Origin of the sequence: Histophilus somni (assembly GCF_014202395.1) — a bacterium.
Classification (GTDB): Bacteria; Pseudomonadota; Gammaproteobacteria; order Enterobacterales; family Pasteurellaceae; genus Histophilus; species Histophilus somni.
In genome coordinates this window covers 45,113-65,052 of record NZ_JACHGQ010000011.1, presented here as the reverse complement: position 1 = coordinate 65,052, position 19,940 = coordinate 45,113, and the positions used below count along the sequence as shown (strand labels likewise).

Here is a 19,940-nt window from a genome sequence, read left to right as displayed (position 1 = left end):
AGGTAGATCGCACAATTTAATTTCTTTGTTTGAAATAAGAACTTGATCATTTTAAAATTCGTGCGGTTCAATTTGTAACTGTATGAGTATAAGGAGTTCTTATGAAAATAGCTGTTTTAGGTGCGGCCGGGGGCATTGGTCAAGCATTGGCTCTGTTATTAAAACTACAATTACCTGCGGGTTCAGAATTATCATTATATGATATTGCACCTGTTACACCGGGTGTTGCGGCTGATGTAAGCCATATTCCGACAGCGGTGAAGATACAAGGTTTTGCAGGGGAAGATCCAACTCCCGCTTTAGAAAACGCTGATGTTGTACTAATTTCTGCCGGTGTTGCTCGTAAACCGGGAATGGATCGTTCAGATTTATTTAATATTAATGCAGGTATTGTGAAAAATTTAATTGAAAAAGTCGCTAAAACTTGTCCTAAAGCCTGTGTGGGTATTATTACCAATCCGGTTAATACAACAGTAGCAATTGCTGCTGAAGTGCTGAAAAAAGCAGGCGTTTATGATAAACGTAAATTATTTGGGGTAACAACATTAGATGTATTACGTTCTGAAACTTTTGTTGCTGAATTGAAAGGACTCAATGTTTCACGCATTGCGGTACCGGTAATTGGCGGACATTCCGGTGTGACGATTCTTCCATTGTTATCCCAAGTGCAATATACCGAATGGAAAGAGGACGAAATAGCACCATTAACAAAACGTATTCAAAATGCCGGTACTGAGGTTGTTGAAGCGAAAGCGGGTGGCGGTTCTGCTACACTTTCAATGGCTCAAGCAGCAGCACGTTTTGCTCTCTCACTGGTACAGGGGCTAAGTGGTGAAACTGTTGTGGAATGTACGTATGTTGAAGGTGATGGTAAATATGCTCGTTTCTTTGCACAACCTGTTCGCTTAGGAAAAGAAGGGGTAGAGGAAATTTTACCGGTGGGTACCTTAAGTGCATTTGAACAAAAAGCCTTAGAAGATATGTTGCCAACTTTACGAGCTGATATTGAATTAGGCGAAAAATTTGTCAATAACTGACCGCACTTAGTGTGGAGAGGGTAAAGATCGGTTTTACCTTGATGTAGTTGACTAAGGGTCAAAGAGGAGAAAGCCTTTTTGATCCTTTTATTTTGCTGTACAATACGGCAAATTATTTTTTTGTTATCAAAATCTTCATGAAACCTATTTTTCTTGAATTGCGTCATTTAAAAACGCTCATTGCGTTAAAAGAAACTGGGAGTGTTTCTTTGGCGGCAAAGAGAGTTTATTTAACTCAATCGGCACTTTCGCATCAAATTAAATTATTGGAAGAACAATATCAATTACCTTTATTTGAGCGGAAAAGTCATCCTTTGCGGTTTACAGCGGCAGGAGAGCGGTTGATCAAATTAGCCAATGAAATTTTGCCTAAGGTCATGGAGACTGAACGAGCTTTATCGAGAATTAAACAAGGAGAGGCGGGCGAGTTAAAAATAGCTGTAGAATGTCATACTTGTTTTGATTGGCTGATGCCTGCCATGGATAATTTTCGTCAACATTGGCCTTTAGTTGAACTTGATATTGTGTCTGGATTCCATACAGATGCTATTGGTTTATTGCTGAGTCATCGAGCCGATTGGGCGGTAGTATCAGAAATTGAAGAAACGCCGGGTATTATTCATAAGCCCTTGTTTTCCTATGAAATGGTTGGTTTGTGTGCAAAGGATCATCCTTTGGCGGGGAAAGAGGTTTGGCAAGCAGAAGATTTTGTTGAGCAAACCTTGATAACTTACCCTGTGCCTGATGATATGCTCGATCTTCTACGTAAAGTTTTACATCCTAAAGGAATCAATCCTTCTCGACGTACAAGTGAATTAACTATTGCTATTATTCAACTTGTAGCAAGTAAACGTGGTGTGGCGACATTGCCGTTTTGGGCAGTAAAACCTTATTTGGATAGAGGCTATGTTGTGGCAAGAAAAATTACTGATGAAGGGTTATATAGCGATCTCTATGGTGCTTTCCGAGAAACGGATAATGATGTTGCCTTTATTGATGATTTCTATGAGATTATTAAATCTCAACGTTTTTCTACCTTGCCCGGATTGTCTATTTTAGAATAGTTATTGTATGTCAGATCTTAATCAATCAAAAACCGTATGGAATGCGGCAAAAGTAGCCTTGCCTCATTCTTTTCCTATTCTTGCCGGATTCATGTTTTTAGGCATAGCCTATGGGGTATATATGAAAGTGCAAGGATTTGCAACTTGGTATCCTATTTTAATGGCAACCTTAATTTATGCAGGTTCGGTAGAATTTATTATTGCAGGAGCATTAGTTAGTACTTTTTCTCCTTGGTACGTTTTATTAATCACATTAATGGTCAGTGGGCGGCAGATTTTTTATGCCATCTCAATGCTGGAGAAATACAGCGGAGATTTGGGTAAAAAACGGTGGTATTTGATTGCCACATTAGTTGACGAAGCTTTTTCTTTAAACTATATGGCAAAAATTCCTCATAATATAGATAGAGGCTGGTTTTTCTTTTTTGTCAGTTTATATTTACATTGCTATTGGATCATTGGTGCTGCTTTAGGTACGCTATTCGGTTCTATTTTGCCTTTTGATCTCGCCGGTGTTGAATTTGCAATGACAGCCTTATTTTTAGTTATTTTTGCTGAAAATTGGTTAAAAGAAAAATCTCATGAAAGTTCATTATTTGGCTTCGGAATCGCATTGATTTCTTTATTAACGGTAGGGAAAGAGGGTTTTCTTATTCCAACACTGATTGGCATTTGGTTGTATTTAACATTACGCCGTTCAATATTATCGCAAAAACTGGCGACTAAATTGGATAGATAGGGAGAGATAAGTGACTTTTCATGAACAGTTAATCACTATTGGTATGGGAATTTTAGGTGTACAGCTTTTTCGCTGGTTGCCTTTCTGGATTTTTCCAGCTAATCGCCCTGTACCGGAATATATTCGCTATTTAGGCAAAGTATTACCGGCAGCAATGTTCGGTATGTTGGTAGTATATTGCTATAAAAATATTGATCTGACGACAGGTCATCGTGGTATACCTGATTTCATTGCTGGTATTGTAGTATTAGTACTGCATTTTTGGCAAAAAAACATGTTTTTATCCATTGCAGTCGGTACCGTTTTGTATATGGTTTTGGTACAACATGTTTTTCATTAAACGCTTAAAAGAAAATGAATGTCAAAATTTATTCTAAATCTAAAAGGGAACTCTCATTTCGTTGTTGACTGATATGTAAATATATCGTCAAGTTACGTCTATTTTGCTAAGATAAGCTTTATTTTTTGATTAATTAAGGATTTTTTATGCGATGTCCTTTTTGTGCAATGGAGGAGACAAAGGTGATTGATAGTCGCTTGGTTTCTGATGGTTATCAGGTTCGTCGCCGTAGAGAATGTGGATATTGTCATGAGCGGTTCACGACCTTTGAAAGTGCGGAAGTTATTGTGCCTAAAATTATCAAAAATGATGGCTCACGTGAACCTTTTGATGAAGATAAATTGCGTCGAGGTATTCAACATGCTTTAGAAAAACGACCTGTGAGTTCTGATGATGTAGAGAAAGCAATTAGTCGCATTATTTATCAATTACGAGCAACAGGTGAGCGTGATGTGAAAAGTCAAGATGTTGGGCGTTTAGTGATGGCTGAATTGAAAGAATTGGATAAAGTTGCTTATATTCGTTTTGCCTCGGTTTATTTGAGTTTTGATGATATTAATCAATTTACCAATGAAATTGAAAAATTAAAGGATTAGTGATGCAACCAACATTTTCAGCTCAAGACGAATATTTTATGCAGATAGCTTTAGATCTTGCGAAAAAAGGCATATTTACCACAACACCTAATCCTGCTGTGGGCTGTGTTTTAGTCAAAAATGGTGAAATTGTTGGGAGAGGTTTTCATTTTAAAGCGGGGCAACCCCATGCGGAAGTTATGGCATTACGTGATGCCGGTGATAGAGCAAAGGGGGCAACTGCTTATGTGACTTTAGAGCCTTGTTCTCATTTCGGAAGAACGCCTCCTTGTGCAAAAGGACTAATTGAAGCAGGTATTCGCAACGTTATTGTGGCAATGAAAGATCCTAATCCGCAAGTTGCAGGCAAAGGGTTAGCTATGTTGCAAGCAGCAGGTATTGAAAGTGCGGTAGGATTATTACAAGAAAAAGCGGAATTATTAAACAAAGGTTTTTTAACACGAATGAGAACACAGAAACCTTTTGTTATTTTGAAAATGGCAATAAGCCTTGACGGTCGAACTGCTATGGCTAATGGCGAGAGTAAATGGATTAGCGGAGAACAGGCACGGCAAGACGTACAGCAAGAGCGGGCTAAAGTTTCTGCAATTTTATCGACAGCTAAGACGGTGTTAGCCGATGATCCCTTGTTAAATCTTCGTTGGGAGCAATTTCCATCGGAATTACAACAAAATTATAAAGTTGAAGATGTGCGTCAACCTGTCAGAATTATTCTTGATCGTCAGCATCTTGTGACACCTCGTCATAAATTATTTCAATGTCAATCTCCCGTTTGGCTGGTGGGTGATAAAGAGCGTGATATGTCAGCGTTTCCTGATTATTGTCAATATATAAAATTATTCCCAAGTAACGAGCATTCTTATTTGGAAAACTTGTTGATTGAATTGGCAACGCGTCAGATTAATAGTCTTTGGTTAGAAGCGGGAGAAACTTTAGCCGGTGCATTTATTGAGGAAAATTTAGTGAATGAGCTCATTATTTATATGGCACCGAAATTACTGGGTAATAAAGCTCGTGGTTTTTGCCATTTGCCACATTTGAAGCGTTTAGCCGATGCACCAAAGTGGCAATTGTTATCTTTGGCACAAATTGGCGAAGACATTAAGTTGAATTATCAGCGTCACATTTTATGATACTGAGGGCAATCACATAATGATAAAAAAATTAATTCAATCAATAATCACTGGGTTAGCTGCCGCAGCATTGGTGTTACTTATATTGCTTGTTTTCAAGGGAAATGGGTATTTGACAAATATTTTTTTTATACAAAAAGATATTCTTTCTTATAAAGATGCTGTACGTATTGCTTCACCGGCGGTAGTTAATGTTTATAATCAAGCTTTTGCATTTACAACCAATAATTACCAGCCACAAATTAATAACTTGGGATCCGGCGTTATTATGTCAAAAGATGGTTATATATTGACTAATGAGCATGTTGTTCAAAATGCGGATCAAATTGTGGTGGCATTACAAAATGGACGTATTTTTGAAGCGAAGTTAGTGGGGTCGGATCGCTTGACAGATTTAGCGGTTTTAAAAATTCATGCAGATAATCTGGCAACCATTCCACAAAATCCAAAACGTCAAGCTCATGTCGGTGATGTCGTTTTATCTATTGGGAATCCCTATAACCTAGGTCAAAGTGTGTCGCAAGGTATTATTAGTGCATTGGGTCGTAATGCTGTTGGCGATTTCATTGGACGACAAAATTTTATTCAAACGGATGCCTCTCTTAATCGTGGTAATTCCGGTGGGGCACTCATTAATTCTGCTGGTGAATTGATTGGTATAAGTACGTTAAGTATTGGTAAGAATGCCAACGAAATTGCGGAAGGATTAAATTTTGCCATTCCTATTGAATTAGCTAATGATGTTATGCAAAAAATCATTCGTGATGGTCGAGTTATTCGTGGTTACTTAGGGGTGCAAAGTGATATTCTATTTAGCAATGGAAAGGGTTTAAGAGATAAAGGAATTTTAATTACATCAATATTACAAGGTAGCCCTGCACATAAAGCCGGTATTCAGCCTGGTGATGTGATTGTTAGTTTTGATGGTATTGATGCTGTTTCTCCTGCTCAAATGATGGAAGCGATTAGTAATACTAAACCTAATACCACAATAAATATGGTCATACAGCGTTTAGATAAAACCTTGACTTTACCTGTTGTGATTGAAGAATATAAAGCGAATTAAACTTCATTTAAGTTGGTGAGTAAAAATATTTAAAAATAGTTTATCTGATAAATAAAATCCCCGCAGTTTACGGGGATCATTCATGAGTTCTTTTCGGGGAAGTATTTATTGCATATTTTTTAATTTTTGATAATAAGTTTCATAAAGTTCAGCCGCCTCTCCTACATCTACTTGCCATTGACTTCGATCAAGCACTTCTTGCGGTAAGAAGATACCTTTATTTTCGGTTAATTCTTTTGGCAAGCGTTCGAGAGCGTTGAGATTTGAAGTAGGATAGCCTATTTCGAGCGTTAATTTTTCGGAAACATCCGCACTTAACAGGTAATTGATGAGTTTGTATGCCGATTCAACATTTTTAGCTGTTGCTGGAATGGCTAAATTATCAATCCACAACATGGTTCCTTCTTTTGGATAAACAATTTTAATCGGTACGCCTGCATTTTGTGCGACACGAATAGATCCGTTCCAAATCAAGCCGACATCTGTTTCACCGGTAATAAAGGTATTTGCGGGATTATCAGAGTTAAAAACTAAAATATTAGGACGTAGCTTTAATAATTCTTGATAGGCTTTTTCTATTACCTTTGGATCTTGGGTATTTGGATTTTCCCCCATTTTTAGTAATGCAATATTAAATAGTTCTCTTGGGTCATCCAGCATTTGCAGTTTATTTGCAAATTCAGGGTTCCATAAATCACCCCAAGATTGAAGGTGTTCCGGATTTTGATTGTCAGCGTTGTATCCAATACCGGTTGCACCGAATAGTTGTGGAAGAGAGTATTTATTACCTTTGTCAAAAGGTCTATCTAACATATTAGGATCAAGTTCCTGTATTACAGGAAGTTTACTGTGATCTAATTCCTTTAACATACCTTCTCTTGCCATTTTAGACACAAAATAGCTGGTCGGTGCAATAACATCATATCCACTGTTTTTCCCCAACGTTTTTAGCTTGGCATACATTGTTTCATTGGATTCTAAACTGGATGCAATAACTTTAATGCCTGTTTCCTTAGTAAAGTTTTCTAATAATCCTTCAGGGACATATTCACTCCATGTATAAAGATACACAGTATTATCACTGGCATTCGCTGTTTGAATCGCTCCGAGTAAAATCAGATTAGCTAAAGTCATTTTAGTCAATTTTTTCATCTCAATTTCCTTTAATTCGTTGAGAGTTAGAAAGATAAATCAGCAAATTTAACTGACAGTGGTATGCGATGACGGGGCATTTTAAGATTAATGTTTTTAGATGTAAATAGAGTATTTTACAGCTCTATTTTACCAGTTGATTTTATAATCTACTTGAGATTAATTTATACATCATTTCAATATGTTGCATTTCTGCATTAAGTGCGGGAATATATTGAAAAGACGCTCCCCCATGAGAGAGAAAAATTCTTCGATTTTCTTCATTAATTTCTTCGATTGTTTCTAAACAATCTGCGGAAAATCCGGGACAAACCACGGCAACTTTTTGTATATTTCGTTGATAAATATTTTCCAACACTTTATCCGTATAAGGTTGCAACCATTCTTCTTTTCCGAATCTTGATTGGAACGTCATTTGCCACTGATTTTCACGCAAGCCTAAACGTTCTACTACAGCTAAAACTGTTTCATGACAATGTTTACGATAATAATCTCCTTCATTTTCATAGCGTAACGGTATGCCATGAAAAGAAAAAATTAAGTATTCATCCGGTTTGTGTTTAGTGTTAATACTATTTACCAGTGCCTCGATATAATCTTCATGTAAATGGTATGAATGAATAAACTGAAAAGGCACAATGTTGCGTTGTTTTTTTAATGCCTGTGCAAAAGCATCAAAGACAGCACCGGTAGTTGTACTGCTATATTGTGGGAAAAGGGGTAACAAGATGATTTCATTCACGTGCTTTTTCAATAGTTTTTCAACCGCACTTTCCATTGACGGGTTTCCATACGTCATTGCAATTTCTACTGTTGCATTAATACGGTGTTCATCGAAGTGGGATTGTAACGCTTGCTTTTGCTGATTGGAAATGACAAGTAAAGGAGAACCTTTATCTGTCCAAACGGTTTGATATATTTTGGCGACCCGAGCTGATCGGCGAGGCAAAATAATGCTTTTAAGTAACGGATACCAACGCCATTTAGGTAGATCCACTACACGTGGATCAGTCAAAAATTGCCATAAATAGCGAGATAATGCTTTAGGAGTAGGTTCATCGGGTGTACCTAAATTGGCAAGAATAATACCGATTTTTTTCATTCGGTGGCCCTCTATTTCTCTTTCATCAGTTGAACGGTTAGGAGTTGAATCCCGTTGGTTACTACTGCCAATCCCAACAATAGATTGAGTGCCAATATAGCTCTGAGAGGTTCTACTGAAATGGATAAGCCAAAAAATACGAGAAAAATCCCCAGCACAATGCCTACCCATTTTGCTGCATCTTTTTGTTTGGCGGCATAATATATACCGACAATCCCCTCAAATATAAACCAAAAGGCGACTAAATAAAATACAAGTGTATTGGTAAATGAAGGGTTGGTTAAGAATATCACGCCAAGAATCATTAAGACGATGCCAGCGGCTAATTCTGTTTTATCAAATGGTTGGGTATTTTTATGTGATTTATAACATTTAAAGAGGGAAAATAACCCCCTGAGCAAAACTGCCCATGCAAGGTACGAAATAATTGTCAATAAAGTCAATAAGGGACTGTTTAATATAAATATCCCCACTAAAATAAGCCCTATGCCTAGCACTACGCCGAGTATTTTATTGTCTTTTTTCACTATATAACTTCCTAAATTATTATCTTGTGATGTCAATGGTAAATCATGCGTTGTGGATTGGTGTTAATAGCCAACGAGCAACGTTATTTAATTGTTAATTAATTGCTATCACACTTAATGTTAGTCTTGAGCTACAACAAATTTTCCGTTCTTCATCGTAAAGATTGATTTGCCAAACGTGAATATTTTTTCCTATCCGAATTGGTGTTGCTCTCGCCGTAACTTTTCCTCTTGTAGCAGGGCGTAAATGGCTTGCATTGATTTCTGCACCAAGTACCGCTTGATTTTCATCAACACAACAAAAACCTGCCGCTGACCCTACTGTTTCGGCTAATGCACAGGATATACCGCCGTGTAAATATCCCATAGGTTGAGTTGTTCTATGATCTATGGGGAGAGTTGCTTCAAGCCAATCATCACCTTGAGCAGTGAATTCTATACCTAAATGTGCAACGGCACAATTGGCGGTTAATTGGTTAAGCTGGTCTAATGTGTAGTTTTTTTTCCAAATTTTCATAACAAGTTCTTTCTATTTAAATAATTGATAATAGGGCTTGAATAGGATGCTTAGGTTGCCAATGGAGCATACGTTTAACTTGACTGCGACAAGAATACCCCGTAGCTAAACAATAATCAGGATTTTTTCCTTGTAATTTTTTAGCCCAGGATAAATGGTAAATTTCTTTTGACATCTCTAGGTGCTGAATTTCATGCCCAAACGTTCCCGCCATACCGCAACAACCAACATTTTTTGTTTGTAATTCTTGTCCAAAAGCTGAAAAAATTTGCTGCCATTCTTTTGCACTGTTCGGTAGTGTAGTACTTTCCGTACAATGTGGAAATAAATACCATTTTTGTTGACTTTCTTTATTAAAAGTGCAGTTATTTTTTTGCATAATTTGTGTAAGTTTATGCTCAAGTTTCCCTGAACTTAATTCTTGTTTCAACCACTCATGAGCAGTGATAACATTAAAATCTCCTCTTTCATCACCGAGAATTTCTTTATATTCATCACGATAAGAAAGAACAATGGCAGGATCAACACCGACCAGAGATAAACCGAGTTTACTTATCTTATTGAGGAAGTCCGCTTGATTTTTTGCAGTTTTGGCAAAACGTGCTAGGAATCCTTTTATATGCATTGCTTTACCATTAGGTTTAAAAGGAAGAACAATCGCTTTGTAACCTAATTTTTGACAGAGTGCTACAAAATCAGCGACGACTTTTGCATCGTAAAAAGAGGTAAACGGATCTTGAACAATCAATAAAATATTTTGTTTTTCTACCGCACTTAGATTTTCCAGTTGCTCCAATGAATAACCTTGATAATTTATTTCAACTAACTGTTGTTGCAAAGAGGGAACAGACAATGAGGGTAAATCAGTCATCCCTAGCAGATTTTCAGCCAAAGATTGAGTGAGTTTAGCCGTTGTAAAAAAGTTGAAAAATTTCGGTGCTTTTGCCATTAAAGGTGCCATCATTTCTACATTTGCAACCACATAATCTTTCAATGGGCGTAAATAGCGGTTATGGTAAAAATAGAAAAACTTGGCACGAAAGCTGGGCACATCAATTTTAATTGGACATTGCGTAGCACAAGCCTTACAGGCTAAACAAGTATTCATAGCCTCTTTAACTTCGTGAGAAAAATCGTATTCCCCTTGTTTTTGGGCAACCGTATTGCGAATTTTTTTGACAAGATCTGTTAATTTCACTTCGACTTTACGAAAATTCAGCTGTTCAGGCGAGATATTTTCATTTGCCATCAAACGCAACCATTCACGAATTATTGCTGCACGCCCTTTGGGCGAAAATAGCCGGTTTTTGCTGACTTTCATAGACGGACACATGGCACTGTGAACATCAAAGTTAAAGCATAATCCGTTACCATTACAATTCATCGCACCGGAAAATTCCTCTCGCATTTGAATGGGAATTTGACGATCTTGATCTGCTCGCATTGGCGACAAAATGGAGTAGAGTTCTTGTTCAGAATAAAGTGCGGTACAAATTTTACCCGGATTTAAACGATTATTCGGATCGAATAAAAATTTAATGTAGCGTAATTCTTGCCATAATTCCGGAGTAAAGAATTTTTCACCGTATTGTGAACGCATTCCTTTTCCATGTTCTCCCCAAATTAAGCCACCATATTTTTTTGTTAAATCTGCTACTTGATCAGAAATAGTTTTGAATAGCAAAACTTGTTCTTTATTACATAAATCTAAAGCGGGGCGTACATGTAGAACACCTGCATCGACATGTCCAAACATACCGTAATCTAGGTGATGTTTATCTAATAATTGACGAAACTCACTAATATAGTTGGCTAGATTTTCAGGCGGTACGCAACTGTCTTCCACAAAAGGAATAGGTTTTTTATTGCCTTTGCTATTACCTAATAAGCCCACCGCTTTTTTTCGCATAGCATAAATTCGTTCGATGGAAGGAAGATCTGAGCAAACTTGATAACCGATAATGTTATCTTGTTGTTGAGCTATTTTATCGTCTAACAGTTGGCATAAGTGAGATACTTGTTTTTGAATTAAGGTGAGGTCGTTTCCTGCATATTCAACGATATTTAAACCTAAAATTGGGTTTTCTTTTTCTTCCGTAAGTAATTCATGTACAGAATGCCAAATAATATCTTGTTTGGCTAGATTCAGTACTTTGCTATCAATGGTTTCAACGGATAATGCTTCAACCGCCAGCATGAAAGGTGCATTGCGTAATGCTGCATCGAAAGAGCTATATTTGATGTTGATTAAAGTGCGGTATTGAGGAATAGGTTTTAAGTCTAAAACCGCTTCGCAAATAAAAGCTAATGAACCTTCAGATCCGGTTAAAATACGACTAAGATTAAATTCGCTTTGATCTTCGGTAAATACATTTTTTAAATCATAGCCGGTTAAAAAACGGTTTAATTGAGGCAAATCAGTGAGAATTTGTGAGCGTTTTTGTTGACAGCGTTGAAAGATTTCTTGATGAAGTTTTTGTCCTGTTGATGATAAATGCTGAATATTTTGTAAAAGTTCATCAGATTTGACCGCACTTGTTTCTAAAATTTCTCCATTCATTAAGACAGATTTTAGCGCTAGTACATGATCTGAAGTTTTACCATATTTTAGAGAGCCTTGTCCGGAAGCATCAGTATTAATCATTCCGCCAATAGTAGCTCGATTACTGGTAGAAAGTTCCGGTGAAAAAAACAACCCGTAGGGTTTTAAAAATTGATTGAGCTGATCTTTAACAACACCGGCTTGTACACGAACCCACCGTTGCTCCACATTGAGTTCCAAGATCTTTGTCATATAACGAGAAAGATCAACGATGATATTATGGTTAATTGCTTGACCATTGGTTCCTGTACCGCCGCCTCTTGGCGTAAAGGTAAGAGATTGGAAATTTTTTTGTTGAGCCAGCTTTGTAAGGCATACCACATCGTTTGTTGTTTTAGGAAATAAAATAGCTTGTGGAAGTTGTTGATAAACACTGTTATCGGTTGCTAAACTTAAACGTTCTGCATAATTTGTCGCTATATCACCTTCAAAATGTTGCGTTTTTAATTTTTCCAAATAGGCAGAAACTAAAGGATCAAGTTGAGGAATATCTTTTAATCTAGGGAGCATTATCTTACCTATATTTGTTCGTAACCGTTGTATCGGGTTAAAAATGCAAAATGGATTTTAACACAGAATTAAGTGAGAAAGATTAAATAGAAAAATAAATTATTGGACAACTTAGTTAAAAATATAGGTTGGGGAATGCCAACCTATGAAAATTATTTTTTCGGAATTTCTTCTTGGCAATGCGGACAAGTGATTAAATGTGGTTCATTATTATGCACAATAAAGTGTCCCATTTTTTTTGCTTTCGTATCTAGATATTCTGTGTTATAGCGGTTTTCACCTACATTCAATGGCACTCGCTCCACAATATTGATACCGGATTTTTTCATGGTTTCAATTTTATTCGGATTATTTGTGAGCAGACGTACTTGTTTCACCCCCAGTAATGCAAAAATGTCGGCACAAACCGAAAAGTTGCGTTCATCAGCAGCAAAACCTAAAGCAAGGTTCGCCTCAATCGTATCCAATCCTTGATCTTGCAAAGCGTAAGCTCGAATTTTATTAATTAGTCCAATACCACGCCCTTCTTCACGATGATAAATCAATACTCCTCGTCCTGCTTCGCTGATTTGGCGTAATGCGGTCGCCAGTTGGAAACCGCAATCACATTTTAAGCTATGTAAAGCGTCGCCGGTTAAACATTCTGAATGGATACGTGCAAGAACAGGTTTATCATCATTAATATTGCCCATTACAAGAGCAACATGTTCTTTTTGAGTATCTGGAAACTCAAAGCCGACAATACGGAAAATTCCGAACTCGGTGGGTAATTTAGCTTCAGCAACTAACTGAATTTTGGACATAATAAAATACCTATACTTATTTTTAGCTTTTTATAACTTGATAATGTTAAAATGTAAGAGCCTTATGTAAGTTCATTTTATGAGTTATCAAGATGTTAAAACGTTTTTCATTATATACTTTATTACTTTGCGTTGTACCAATTTTTACTTACTTCATTGATTGGCACTGGCAATCTAATGAAGTTGCCTCGCTTGATTATTTTTTATATTTTTTAACAGAAACGGGTAGCACACCTTATGCAATTATCACTTGTATTGCATTTGCTTTATTTTATTTCGTTGCAATTCGGGATAAAAAACAGGCAATATGGGCAATTGTGATTATGGCATGTTCAGTTATTTTGACTCAAGGCATTAAGAGCGGTTTAAAAACAATGTTTTCTGAACCTCGTCCTTTTGTGCAAGAAATAGTGCAGAATTCAGACATGAGTACAGATGATTTTTATGCACAAAAACGCCATGAGCGGAAAAAAATGGTGTATCAATATTATCAAGAAACAAAGACAAAACAGACCGCACCTGATTGGCTGATCGAACATCATGCTAATGAAACAGGTTATTCTTTCCCTTCCGGACATACAATGTTTGCGGCAACTTGGTTGCTATTAGTTGTTGGATTTGCACAATTACTTGGTCATCGCAACCCTAAAATTAAATTGTTAGTACCTGTTGTAACTGTGTGGGCGGTGTTAATGTTGGTGAGTCGATTACGCTTAGGTATGCATTATCCTATTGATCTATTGGCTTCTATTTTAATCGCTTGGTTTGTGCATTTGATTATATTTGCTTATTTACAAAGAAAAGATATTTTTGTTTTTGACAAGATATAAAAGTGCGGTTGGTATTGGTTATATTTGGAGGATTTATGTATTACGGATTTGATATTGGTGGCACAAAAATTGAGCTTGCTGTATTTAATGAAAAATTGGAGAAACGTTATTCCGAAAGAGTGGATACACCCAAAGACAGTTATGATGAATGGTTAAATGTCATTACCCATTTAGTGCAAAAAGCCGATGAAAAATTTGCCTGTAAAGGTACAGTTGGCATCGGCGTTCCCGGATTTGTTAATCAGGAAACCGGTATTGCAGAGATTACAAATATTCGTGTTGCTGACAATAAACCTATTTTAAAAGATCTATCTGAGCGTTTAGGTAGAGAAGTGCGGGCGGAAAATGATGCAAATTGCTTTGCCTTGTCAGAGGCTTGGGATAAAGATAACCAGCAATATCCTGTCGTATTAGGTTTGATTCTAGGTACCGGTTTTGGCGGCGGTTTGGTATTTAACGGCAAAGTCCATTCCGGGCAAAGCGGTATGGCGGGCGAATTGGGGCATTTGCAACTTAATTATCACGCCTTGAAATTGTTAGGTTGGGATAAAGCACCTATTTATGAATGCGGTTGTGGCAATAAAGCATGCTTGGATACTTACTTATCCGGTCGTGGTTTTGAAATGTTGTATCGTGATCTACAAGGAAAGGCGTTATCCGCTAAAGAAATTATTCGGTGCTTTTATGACAAAGACGAAAGTGCGGTTAAATTTGTTGAACTTTTTATTGAGCTGTGTGCGATTTCAATTGGCAATATTATTACCGCACTTGATCCGCATGTGATTATCTTAGGAGGAGGCTTGTCCAACTTTGATTATTTATATGAAGCATTACCTAAAGCATTACCGCAGCATTTAATGCGTACAGCGAAAGTACCGTTAATTAAAAAAGCAAAATTTGGTGATTCCGGCGGTGTACGAGGTGCGGCGGCACTCTTTTTATCACGAGATTAGTATTTTTTCAAAAGTAGAACCTCCTTTTATTGTTTTTTATTTAATTAAACGCTTTAATATTAGATTTTTTCTAATTGAAGAGTATTTGTTTTATATTTTAATTATTTTTGTTTTTGTTTTTTTTAAATTTGTATTTAAATACTCACGTTTCAATTTAATGGGAGGTAGATTATGTTTTCAACTATAATAATAAACATTGAACAAGCACTAAGTTGGTTTGTTGATAAATTTGATGGACCACTATGGGATTTAGCGACTATTACATTACTTGGTGTAGGTGCGTTTTTTACGTTAGCAACCGGCTTTATTCAATTGCGTTTATTTCCACAAAGTTTGCGTGAAATGTGGTTTGGACGGGCAGTTCAAGGACAATCTTTAACGCCATTTCAGGCATTTACTACTGGTTTAGCCAGCCGTGTAGGTGTGGGTAATATCGGAGGCGTTGCAACGGCAATAGCACTTGGCGGGGAAGGTGCTGTCTTTTGGATGTGGGTAACGGCGTTGATTGGAATGTCCAGTGCATTTGCTGAATCTTCTTTGGCTCAGTTATTTAAAGTTAAAGATAAAAACGGGTTATTTCGTGGCGGACCTGCCTATTATATTACAAGAGGATTGAAAGCTCCTTGGTTGGCAGCATGTTTTGCAATTGCTTTAATATTTACGTTCGGATTTGCGTTTAATGCAGTTCAATCCAATGCCATTGTTGAGGCAACAAAAAATGCTTGGAAATGGCAACCGCACTATGTCGGGTTAACTCTCGTTATCGTAACGGGGTTAATTATTTTTGGTGGAGTGAAACGTATTGGTAAAGTTTCTGCTCAGATTGTTCCTATGATGGCGTTATTTTATCTCATTGTTGCGGTGATTATTTTAGGTATGAATATTGAAATGGTACCGACAGTGATAAGCCGTATTATTCAAAGTGCTTTTAATTTTGACGCAATGGCTGGTGGTATGTTCGGTGCAATTTTTTCTAAAGCTATGTTAATGGGAATTAAACGAGGACTTTTCTCTAATGAGGCAGGTATGGGGTCTGCACCAAATGCGGCAGCATCGGCAGATGTCAAACATCCGGTAAGTCAAGGGTTGATTCAAATGCTTGGTGTGTTTGTAGATACCATTATTGTGTGTACTTGTACTGCGGTGATTATTTTATTGTCAGATAATTATGGTGGCGAACAACTGAAAAACATTTCATTAACCCAATATGCTTTACAGTACCATGTCGGTGAATTTGGCTTACATTTCTTAGCTTTTATCCTATTGTTATTTGCATTTTCTTCTATTATCGGAAACTACGCTTATGCAGAAAGTAACATTCGTTTTATTCGCAATAAACCATTGTTTATTCTCACTTTCCGTTTAATTGTGTTGTTCTTTGTGTATTTTGGTGCAGTCAATTCAGGAAATATTGTATGGAACTTTGCAGATACGGTGATGGCGATTATGGCATTAATTAACCTTGTGTCTATTGTTTTATTGGCACCGATAGTTATGTTGTTGCTAAAAGATTACCGCCAACAGCTCAAAGCGGGTAAAGATCCTGAATTTAAAATTGAACAATACCCTCAATTACTTCGTAAAGGCGTTGATCCTACTCTCTGGAAATAAGTTAATTTTTCAATAATAAAAAGAAAAGGCGTAAGGTATTTTGGTTACCTTGCGTCTTTTTATTGTAATTTACCTAATTATTTTCTTTTTTAAATAAAGAAAGAATAAATAAGAACGTAGAGCTAATAACAACGGAAGGACCGGAAGGCGTATCATAGAATGCTGATAATGTTAATCCTAATGTGATGGAAATCATACTCACAAAAATAGCAATAATCACCATCATTTCCGGACTTCTTGCAAAACGTTTTGCCGTTGCCGCCGGAATAATCAGTAATGAAGTAATAATTAAAGCACCTACAAATTTCATACTTAATGCAATGGTAAGTGCGGTTAAAATCATTAATAGAAACTGCATTCTTTTGATATTAATGCCTTCAACTTGAGCAAGTTCAGGACTGACGGTAATTGATAATAAAGGTTGCCAAAAAAAGATTAAAATTCCTAATACGATGCTTACTCCGATGGCAATAAAATAGAGATCATCAAATCCCAGTGCCAATAAATCTCCAAACAAGTAAGCCATTAAATCTACACGAACATTTTGCAGTAAAGCAACGGTAACAACTCCAAGAGATAAGCAACTATGTGCAATAATACCTAATAATGTATCTATGGAATATTGCGTATTACTTTCCAGCCAAACCATTAAGATCGCTAATAATACGGTTAATATTAGAATAGCAACATATGGATTGATGTGTAAAAAAATGCCTAAGGTAACACCAAGTAAGGCAGAGTGTGCCAATGTATCACCGAAATAAGCCATCTTCCTCCAAACAACGAAAGAGCCTAAAGGTGCGGTAATTAATGAGAGTAATATTCCGGTTAGCCAAGCAGGAAAGAGAATTTCAAGCATTTTTATTCCTTAATTTATTTTGTGTTTACATTGTGTAGACCGGAAATCTTGACCACAACAAATATCACCATGAATATTATGTTTATGATTATGGTGATGAGTATAGAAAGCGATATTTTTTGCGAATTGATTGCCAAAGAAACGAATAAAAACAGGATCATTGGATACTGCCTCAGGAGAGCCTGCACAGCAGATGTGTTGATTAACGCAAAGAACTTCGTTTGTGTCTGCCATGACAAGATGTAGATCATGGGAAACCATGAGAATGGCACAATTGAGTTGTTGTTGAGTTTGCTTTATCAGTTGATAAAGTTCTGCTTGTCCTGTTATATCTACTCCTTGAGTAGGTTCATCCAATACAAGTAAATTAGGCTTATTCAAAATAGCCCTAGCCAGCAAAACACGTTGCATTTCGCCGCCAGATAGTTTTTGCATAGCGTTCAAACGTAAATGTCCAATGGAAAGTAATGTTAACGCATCTTTTATATCTTGTTTATGCGTCCCTTTTCTTAAAGATAAAAATTTTTCTACGGTAATAGGCAAACTTTTGTCCAAATAAATGTTTTGTGGAACATAACCGATAACGACATTTTTGCTATAAATAACTTCACCGCTTGTGGCGGGTAACAGTTTTAATAGTACTTTGAGTAATGTTGATTTTCCGCCTCCATTCGGTCCTACAATGGTCATAATGGAATTGGGATAAATCGTTAAATTAATATCGCTTAGAATATTCTTTTGTGCGAATGTTACATTAACGCCTTTTAATTCGATTAATGGATATTTTAGAGAGTGAATTTGCATAATAAACAAATGTCTGAGGTAAAATTGAAGTAGAAAAATAGCTTATTTTTTTTATTTTAACAAGGTGTAGTAATTATTTATGTCTATAAATTATGCGGGTGTATAATTTTTTTTATGAAATGAAATGAATTTTTAGTACAATTCTCGGTCTTATTGAAGTTCTGAAATTTTATAGAGTTGTTATTAGAATGGTGCAGCACATTAAATTAGCTAGAGATAGACGCAAAAAGAAATTCTACATAAAAGTTGCCGTTTTTTTTGTAGCTATTTTATTTATTTTAATGGGTATAGGGTTGTTCTTGAGAAACGATGTTTCTTCTCAGAAGCCTACATCCGTTGATATGCCAATTGCAAATGAAAAAAATAACAGTGAATTGTCTTATGATGATTTAGACGGTTTGGATGATGAAGCGGATCAGGTTAATTTGGATGATGAAATGTCATCATTGCCCGATAATGCCAAAGATGCCTTAAATAGTTTATTAGATGCTGCAGATCAAGCAATGCGTATTAAAGATCAATTTGCACATACAGTTGTTCGTGGCGATAAATTGAAAGATGTATTGGAACATTCAGGGTTGGATGAGGAAATCAGTCGTCAAATGATGGCGAGTTATCCGGAATTAAAAAATCTGAAAGCTGGCCAACAAATTTATTGGATATTGGATAATGATGGAAATTTGGAATATTTAAATTGGCTTGTTTCCGAACGTGAAGAACGTATTTATGAGCGAGTTAATGAATCTCAGTTTAAACGTCAAATTTTAGAAAAGAAAAGTGTTTGGAAAGAAGAGGTTCTAAAAGGACAGATAGAAGGATCATTTTATGCCAGTTTGAAAGCCTTGGGCTTGAGCAGTAAACAAATTGCTCAATTAACTACCGCACTTCAGTGGCAGGTAAGTCTTAATAAGTTAAAAAAAGGGGATAAGTTTGCCATTTTAGTTTCGAGAGAGTACTTAGATAATAAATTGACTGGGCAAGGCAAGGTCGAAGCCATACATATTATGTCCGGTGGAAAAAGTTATTACGCAATCCAAGCAAATAATGGACGCTATTATAGTCGTCAGGGAGAAACTTTAGGGAAAGGTTTCGCACGTTATCCTTTATTACGTCAAGCTAGGGTGTCTTCTCCTTTTAATCTTGCTCGCCGTCATCCCGTTACAGGAAAAATACGACCGCACAAAGGGGTTGATTTTGCTGTACCTGTAGGCACGACTATCATCGCTCCGGCAGATGGAGTAGTAGAGAAAGTCGCTTATCAGGCTAACGGTGCCGGACGTTATATGATGATTAGACATGGCAAAGAATATCAGACAGTCTATATGCATTTAAGTCGCTCATTAGTCAAACCGGGGCAATCGGTAAAAAGAGGACAACGTATAGCATTATCGGGAAATACCGGACGTTCAACCGGTGCTCATTTACATTACGAATTTCATATTAACGGTAGACCTGTTAACCCGTTAACAGTGAAATTACCGGGAACAAGTAATCAAATGGCAAGTCATGAAAGAAAAGAATTCTTAGTTAAAGCAAAAAAAATGGAAAACCTGCTTAAATTTTAGTCTTTAATAAGATAAATCAGAGAAAAAATTTATCTTTTTTGTAAAATTAGGTTAAAATCCCACCTTAATTCCTAGAGATGTTTAAATCTTCGGAATACATGTAGTGCTTAATTTCTTGATAATTAATATA

At 36.5% G+C, this 19,940-nt stretch carries 19 protein-coding genes; 11 read left to right on the top strand and 8 right to left on the bottom strand.

Translation table 11 applies throughout. From position 1 onward, the window contains the following. The first annotated feature begins 101 nt into the window (after positions 1–101). From mdh to degS, 7 genes are all read left to right on the top strand, one after another. On the top strand, positions 102–1,037 hold the full coding sequence (gene mdh / locus HNR69_RS07875; RefSeq protein ID WP_075294340.1) for a malate dehydrogenase: 936 nt from the start codon (positions 102–104) through the stop codon (positions 1,035–1,037). A gap of 137 nt (positions 1,038–1,174) precedes the next feature. Further along, positions 1,175–2,101, top strand: a complete 927-nt coding sequence (locus HNR69_RS07870; RefSeq protein WP_075294372.1) for a LysR family transcriptional regulator — start codon at positions 1,175–1,177, stop codon at positions 2,099–2,101. A 7-nt stretch (positions 2,102–2,108) separates the two neighbouring features. Next, a complete protein-coding gene (locus tag HNR69_RS07865; RefSeq protein WP_075294341.1) occupies positions 2,109–2,840 on the top strand; it encodes an AzlC family ABC transporter permease in 732 nt (243 codons plus the stop codon). A 10-nt stretch (positions 2,841–2,850) separates the two neighbouring features. Continuing rightward, positions 2,851–3,180 (top strand): branched-chain amino acid transport AzlD family protein, encoded by a 330-nt coding sequence (locus HNR69_RS07860; RefSeq protein ID WP_012340675.1) that lies wholly within the window; start codon positions 2,851–2,853, stop codon positions 3,178–3,180. A 146-nt stretch (positions 3,181–3,326) separates the two neighbouring features. Continuing rightward, positions 3,327–3,776, top strand: a complete 450-nt coding sequence (gene nrdR / locus HNR69_RS07855; RefSeq protein WP_011609206.1) for a transcriptional regulator NrdR — start codon at positions 3,327–3,329, stop codon at positions 3,774–3,776. A 2-nt stretch (positions 3,777–3,778) separates the two neighbouring features. Continuing rightward, the gene (gene ribD / locus HNR69_RS07850; RefSeq protein WP_075294342.1) at positions 3,779–4,909 is read left to right on the top strand and encodes a bifunctional diaminohydroxyphosphoribosylaminopyrimidine deaminase/5-amino-6-(5-phosphoribosylamino)uracil reductase RibD; all 1,131 of its coding nucleotides are present in this window, start codon (positions 3,779–3,781) and stop codon (positions 4,907–4,909) included. Between the two features lie 19 nt (positions 4,910–4,928). Continuing rightward, positions 4,929–5,975 (top strand): outer membrane-stress sensor serine endopeptidase DegS, encoded by a 1,047-nt coding sequence (degS, locus tag HNR69_RS07845; protein WP_136122067.1) that lies wholly within the window; start codon positions 4,929–4,931, stop codon positions 5,973–5,975. Between the two features lie 105 nt (positions 5,976–6,080). Here degS and HNR69_RS07840 read toward each other — a convergent pair whose 3' ends face one another. The 6 genes from HNR69_RS07840 to ribA form a co-directional block, all read right to left on the bottom strand. Then, complete coding sequence (locus tag HNR69_RS07840; RefSeq protein WP_075294344.1) at positions 6,081–7,127, bottom strand: extracellular solute-binding protein; 1,047 nt, start codon at positions 7,125–7,127, stop codon at positions 6,081–6,083. Between the two features lie 142 nt (positions 7,128–7,269). Then, entirely contained in the window at positions 7,270–8,229 is a 960-nt protein-coding gene (hemH, locus tag HNR69_RS07835) for a ferrochelatase (protein WP_167591114.1), read from the bottom strand. An 11-nt stretch (positions 8,230–8,240) separates the two neighbouring features. Next, a complete protein-coding gene (locus tag HNR69_RS07830; RefSeq protein WP_081376600.1) occupies positions 8,241–8,792 on the bottom strand; it encodes an HdeD family acid-resistance protein in 552 nt (183 codons plus the stop codon). A 58-nt stretch (positions 8,793–8,850) separates the two neighbouring features. Then, positions 8,851–9,273: a hotdog fold thioesterase gene (locus HNR69_RS07825; RefSeq protein ID WP_075294347.1), complete on the bottom strand. Its 423-nt coding sequence runs from the start codon at positions 9,271–9,273 to the stop codon at positions 8,851–8,853. A gap of 16 nt (positions 9,274–9,289) precedes the next feature. Then, a complete protein-coding gene (gene ydiJ, locus HNR69_RS07820; RefSeq protein WP_075294348.1) occupies positions 9,290–12,385 on the bottom strand; it encodes a D-2-hydroxyglutarate dehydrogenase YdiJ in 3,096 nt (1,031 codons plus the stop codon). A gap of 152 nt (positions 12,386–12,537) precedes the next feature. Next, on the bottom strand, positions 12,538–13,188 hold the full coding sequence (ribA, locus tag HNR69_RS07815; protein WP_075294349.1) for a GTP cyclohydrolase II: 651 nt from the start codon (positions 13,186–13,188) through the stop codon (positions 12,538–12,540). A gap of 92 nt (positions 13,189–13,280) precedes the next feature. Between ribA and HNR69_RS07810 the strand changes: the two genes are divergently transcribed. The 3 genes from HNR69_RS07810 (at position 13,281) to HNR69_RS07800 (ending at position 16,582) form a co-directional block, all read left to right on the top strand. Next, positions 13,281–14,018, top strand: a complete 738-nt coding sequence (locus tag HNR69_RS07810) for a phosphatase PAP2 family protein (protein ID WP_075294350.1) — start codon at positions 13,281–13,283, stop codon at positions 14,016–14,018. A gap of 35 nt (positions 14,019–14,053) precedes the next feature. After that, complete coding sequence (gene nagK / locus HNR69_RS07805; protein WP_012340658.1) at positions 14,054–14,971, top strand: N-acetylglucosamine kinase; 918 nt, start codon at positions 14,054–14,056, stop codon at positions 14,969–14,971. A 171-nt stretch (positions 14,972–15,142) separates the two neighbouring features. After that, the gene (locus HNR69_RS07800) at positions 15,143–16,582 is read left to right on the top strand and encodes an alanine/glycine:cation symporter family protein (protein ID WP_075294351.1); all 1,440 of its coding nucleotides are present in this window, start codon (positions 15,143–15,145) and stop codon (positions 16,580–16,582) included. 73 nt (positions 16,583–16,655) lie between these two features. Here HNR69_RS07800 and znuB read toward each other — a convergent pair whose 3' ends face one another. Beyond that, positions 16,656–17,441 (bottom strand): zinc ABC transporter permease subunit ZnuB, encoded by a 786-nt coding sequence (znuB, locus tag HNR69_RS07795; protein ID WP_012340656.1) that lies wholly within the window; start codon positions 17,439–17,441, stop codon positions 16,656–16,658. 9 nt (positions 17,442–17,450) lie between these two features. Then, complete coding sequence (znuC, locus tag HNR69_RS07790) at positions 17,451–18,245, bottom strand: zinc ABC transporter ATP-binding protein ZnuC (RefSeq protein ID WP_075294352.1); 795 nt, start codon at positions 18,243–18,245, stop codon at positions 17,451–17,453. A 191-nt stretch (positions 18,246–18,436) separates the two neighbouring features. Here znuC and mepM point away from each other — a divergent pair, with 191 nt between their 5' ends. Further along, positions 18,437–19,810, top strand: coding sequence for a murein DD-endopeptidase MepM (mepM, locus tag HNR69_RS07785; RefSeq protein WP_462345223.1), 1,374 nt, complete (start codon positions 18,437–18,439; stop codon positions 19,808–19,810). The last annotated feature ends 130 nt before the right edge of the window (positions 19,811–19,940 follow it).